3 protein-coding genes and 1 pseudogene are annotated in these 5,127 nt (G+C 63.9%); 1 reads left to right on the top strand and 3 read right to left on the bottom strand.

Translation table 11 applies throughout. The features are described 5' to 3' along the window. A pseudogene (locus tag AAFP05_RS08295) lies at window positions 1-430 on the top strand (hypothetical protein); the annotation flags it as partial. Between the two features lie 80 nt (window positions 431-510). Here AAFP05_RS08295 and AAFP05_RS08300 read toward each other — a convergent pair. The 3 genes from AAFP05_RS08300 to AAFP05_RS08310 form a co-directional block, all read right to left on the bottom strand. Then, entirely contained in the window at window positions 511-2,190 is a 1,680-nt protein-coding gene (locus AAFP05_RS08300; protein WP_341729388.1) for a nitrite/sulfite reductase, read from the bottom strand. Window positions 2,191-2,658: 468 nt separating this feature from the next. Beyond that, window positions 2,659-3,678 (bottom strand): methylmalonyl Co-A mutase-associated GTPase MeaB, encoded by a 1,020-nt coding sequence (meaB, locus tag AAFP05_RS08305; protein ID WP_341729389.1) that lies wholly within the window; start codon window positions 3,676-3,678, stop codon window positions 2,659-2,661. Then, window positions 3,671-5,127: methylmalonyl-CoA mutase family protein (locus AAFP05_RS08310; protein ID WP_341729390.1), on the bottom strand; the 1,457-nt coding region annotated here is incomplete at its 5' end. The genes AAFP05_RS08310 and meaB, both read right to left, overlap by 8 nt.

Consider the following 5,127-nt stretch of genomic DNA (forward strand, 5'->3'; position numbering starts at 1 on the left):
CGAGTTCGATCTGGCTCGCGGGGCCTTGATCAGCTCGGCCGATGACGCACCCGAACCCACCGTGGCTATCGACGGCACGCTGTGCTGGATGGACAGCTCTCCGCTGCGTAAGGGTCAGCGGGTGCTGCTGAAGCACTCCACCCGTACCGTGCAGGCGATAGTGCGGGAGGTGCGCAGCCGCCTCGACCTCGAAACGGCTTCCGCCGTCGAGGCCGGGACGCTGTCCCTCAATGAGATCGGACGGGTCAGCTTGCGCCTGGCGGCGCCGATCCTCGCGGAAGACTATGGAAGCAACCGCGGCGGCGGCGAGTTTCTGCTGATCGATCCTCAGACGGCGCACACTCTCGCAGCAGGCATGGTGCGTGGCCACACCGTTTTCGGACGCAGATTCGAAGACGCGCAAGACCTTCCCCTGGAGCGCACGGCCTGATACCTGAGGCAGTGGTGGCTACTGCGTTCAGGCGGTAGCCACCACTTTCGCGGTCGCGCCCAAGGACGCCCCTCAGTAACTCAGCGAAGGTCGTCGTCGGCCGCGCGGTGCGCCCAATCGGCGAACGTTTCACTCGGCTCCCGGTCGGCCAGGAAGCGCCGGGTGATGCGCTCGACATAGTCCGCCAGATCGTCAGCCGTCACCTTCAGCCCGCGCACGGTACGCCCCAGTCCGGCGTCGTCGCGTTCCACGGACGCCAGCCCGCCGCCCAAGAAGACTTGGAAAGCAAAGGCATCGGTGCCGTCGGCATTCTTCTGCAGTTGGCCTTTGAGACCGATATCGGCAACCTGGATGCGCGCGCACGAGTTCGGGCAGCCATTGACGTGCAGCGTGATCGGCGGGTCGAGCGTCACATCCTGGAGTCTGTGCTCGAGTTCGGCGATCAGCGCCGCCGCGCTCGCCTTGGTCTCAACGAATGCGAACTTGCAGTACTCGATGCCCGTGCAGGCCATGGTCGCGCGCCGAAATGGGCTCGGATTCACCGAGAGGCCGAGCCTGGCGGCCTCGTCGATCAGCGTCTCCAGACCGCGCTTCGGCACGTCGAGCACGAGCACCTTCTGATGCGGGGTGAACCTGATCCGCCTGCCACCGGCCGCCTCGGCCGCATCCGCCAGCCCGCGCAAGATGCTGCCGGAAACCCGGCCGACGGTGGGCGCCAGCCCGACATAGTGGCGTCCGTTCTTCTGCCGGTGAACACCGATGTGATCGGCTGGCAGCGTGGACGGCGCCGGAGCGGGTCCATCGGCCAGGGCATACCCCAGATACTCGGTCTCGAGAACCTGCCTGAACTTCTCCGGCCCCCATGCCGCCAGCAAGAACTTCAGGCGGGCCTTGGCGCGAAGCCGTCGGTAGCCGTAATCGCGGAACAGCCGGATCGTCGCATACCAAACCTCGGCGGCTTGATCGGGACGCACGAAAGCGCCGAGACGCTCGGCCAGCCGTGGCGCAACCGACAACCCACCACCGACCCACAGGTCGTAGCCGGGGCCCAGTTCGGGGTGCACGACTCCGACCAGCGAGATGTCGTTGAGCTCATGCAGCACATCGAGACTTGGATGGCCCGTGATGGCCGACTTGAACTTGCGCGGCAGATTCGAGAGTTCCTCGTCCCCGATGTACTTCTTCACGATCTCGCGGATGACCGGGGTGGGATCGATGATCTCCTCGGCGCTGACGCCTGCCACCGGCGAGCCGAGAATGACTCGCGGCGAATCACCGCAGGCCTCTGTCGTACGCATGCCCGCCGCCTCCAGGCGCCGCCAGATCTCGGGCACATCCTCGATGCGTATCCAGTGATACTGGATGTTCTGCCGGTCGGTGATATCGGCCGTGCCGCGCGCGAACTCGTCCGAGATGTCGGCCAGCGTCCTCAACTGGCGAAGCGTGATCGCCCCGCCATCAAGACGCACTCTCATCATGAAGTAGCGGTCGGACAGCTCCTCGGGGGTCATGCTGGCCGTTCGGCCGCCATCGACCCCTGGCTTGCGCTGGGTGTAGATCCCCCACCAGCGCATCCGGCCGTGCAGCTCATCGTCGGGAATCGAGTCGAAGCCCTCCCGCGCATAGATCCGCTCGATGCGCTCACGCACATGCAACGGGTTGTCGGCCTCCTTGAAGACCTCGTTGGGGTTGAGGGGCGCTCGCCCGTCGATCGCCCATTGTCCTTCGGATCGCTGGGGTCGGTTCGTGGTAGTCGTCATGATTTCCTCACAGAATTTGCCGACAACGGTGCCTGCGGCACCGGTCGGTGGCTGAACCCGTCTGGGGTTTGAGAAGGGGGGATGAGGGCAATCAGCGGGCGCAACAACAGCGGGCGCGTAGCGCGCCGCCACAGAATTCAATGCCACACCCGGGCGTCATCATGAATCGACGATAACATATTCACCTGAGCTATCCCGCATGCCCGACTACAACCCAAATTCGCGGCCCGCTGGAAAAACCGTCGCCGGCTGGGCCGGCCAATTCGACACACTTAATAGACCAGCCTGATGCAGCCGGGAAGTTCTCCATCAGCGAGGACTGGCTGGCCGTCATTGTCGGTCTCGTCCTGCTCACCTTGGCGTTTACCGGCATCATTCCGGAAGGCCTGATCCCATGAGCCAAGCCGAACACACAGAGTGAAGCGGGGCCCTCGACCACCGGGCCCCGCTTCACTCTGTAAGGTCTTGTTACCGGGTTTCCGGCTGAGCCCAGTCCATTTGGGGTACCTGCGCGGCGAAGGCTCGTAGCACCTCAGCAGACGCGTCCATCGCATTCAGATGCCCGGCACGCACCTGAGACTCCAGGTCACGCGTCAGCAATCGCATGCTGTGGGTACTGTGCAATGTATCCATCACAGCGGCCTCGGTCTGACTCCACATCCACTCGACCTGCTGAGCAGCGCGGTAATTCGACAGACCGTATTTCGATTCGAGATATTCACGATGATCCAGCACGGCGTGCCAGACCTCGGAGAGCCCGATCTTGTTCAACGCGGAACAGGTCAGCACCGGGACGCGACGATCCGCATCGGTGGCGACCAACTTCATCGCGATGGAAAGCTCGCGGGCAGTCACTCGAGCCTCGCCCGCATTGTCCCCGTCCGCCTTGTTGACGGCGATCACATGCGCGAGTTCCAAGATGCCCTTCTTGATGCCCTGCAACTGGTCACCAGAACGGGCCAGCATGAGGATCAGATAGGTGTCGACCATGCCCTGCACGGCGACCTCGGACTGACCGACGCCGACCGTCTCGACGATGACGACGTCATAGCCGGCGGCCTCGACCAGCAGCATCGCCTCACGGGTGGCCCTGGCCACACCGCCCAGGTGAAGTCCGGTCGGTGACGGCCGGATGAAGGCCTCGTCCGATTGTGCCAACGCGCCCATCCGGGTGCGGTCACCGAGCACAGAGCCACCGGAGACCGAGCTGGTCGGGTCGACCGCCAGCACCGCGATCTTGTGACCCTCATCGATCAGCTGGCAGCCCAGCGCATCGATGAAAGTCGATTTGCCTGCTCCTGGTACACCAGACAAACCCAGGCGGATCGCCTTGCCCGAAAGCGGAGTGACTTCGCGCAGGAGTTCCCGCGCCAGCGCCCGATGCGCCGGCTTGCGGGACTCCACAAGGGTGATGGCCCGGGCCAATGCGGCCCGGTTACCACCCTTGACACCATCAATCAGTGCCGCGACATTGATCGGTTTAGGCATTACCGTCCCGCGCCGAGGCGATCATCGACTGCAGCAGATCCTTTGCGCATTCCGGAATGTTGGTACCCGGCGGATAGATCGCCACGGCGCCGTCATCCAGCAGTTCCTGGAAGTCCTGCTCGGGGATGACGCCACCGACGACGATCATGATGTCCTGACGACCCTGGCTGTCGAGTTCCTTGCGTAGTGCCGGAACCAGCGTGAGGTGACCGGCAGCCAGCGACGAAACACCGACGACGTGAACATCGCCCTCGATCGCCTGCCGCGCAGCCTCCTCCGGGGTCTGGAACAGGGGGCCTACATCGACATCGAAGCCGAGATCGGCGAAGGCGGTTGCGATCACCTTCTGGCCGCGGTCGTGACCATCCTGACCCATCTTGGCGATCAGGATACGCGGACGACGACCCTCGAGCTCCTCGAACTCCTCGACGAGGGCATGCGACTCCTCCATCGCGGCACTCCTTCCGGACTCCTTCGAGTAGACCCCGGAGATCGTCCGAATCTGCGCGGTGTAGCGCCCGAACACATTCTCCAGAGCGTCCGACATCTCGCCCACCGAGGCACCGGCGCGGCCAGCGTCGATGCACAGCTTCAGCAGGTTGCGATCGGGATCGGTCGGATCGGGATTGGCAGCCGCCCAGGTGATGGTCTCCAAAGCCTTCTTGCAAGCCTCGGAATCGCGCTCGGCACGCAGCTTCTCAAGCTTGGCGATCTGCTGTGCGCGCACCTCGCGGTTGTCGATCTTCAGCACGTCGAGCGGATCTTCTTGATCCAAGACGTACTTGTTGATCCCGATGATCGGCTGGCGACCCGAGTCGATACGTGCCTGAGTACGCGCGGACGCTTCCTCGATACGCATCTTCGGGATGCCTGCCTCGATGGCCTTGGTCATGCCACCGGCCTGCTCGACTTCCTGGATCAGATCCCAGCCCTTATAGGCCAGTTGCTGAGTCAGGCTCTCGACGTAGGCCGAACCCGCCCACAGGTCGACGCTGCGGCAGGTGCCCGACTCCTGCTGCAAGAACAGCTGGGTGTTACGGGCAATACGAGCCGAGAAATCGGTCGGCAGTGCGATGGCTTCATCGAGCGCGTTGGTGTGCAGCGACTGGGTGTGACCCTGGGTTGCGCCCATGGCCTCGATGCAGGTACGCACCACGTTGTTGTAGACATCCTGGGCGGTCAACGACCATCCGGAAGTCTGCGAGTGGGTGCGCAGGCTCATCGACTTCGGGTTCTTCGGATCGAACTGGCGCACCAGGCGAGCCCACAGCATGCGGGCCGCGCGCATCTTCGCCACTTCCATGAAGAAGTTCTTACCGATCGCCCAGAAGAACGACAGCCGCGGAGCGAACTGATCGACCTTCAGGCCCACCGACTCACCGGCGCGGATGTACTCCACGCCGTCGGCCAGGGTGTAGGCCATCTCGATGTCGGCGGTCGCCCCGGCCT

The organism is Brooklawnia sp. (assembly GCF_032229645.1).
Classification (GTDB): domain Bacteria; phylum Actinomycetota; class Actinomycetes; order Propionibacteriales; family Propionibacteriaceae; genus Brooklawnia.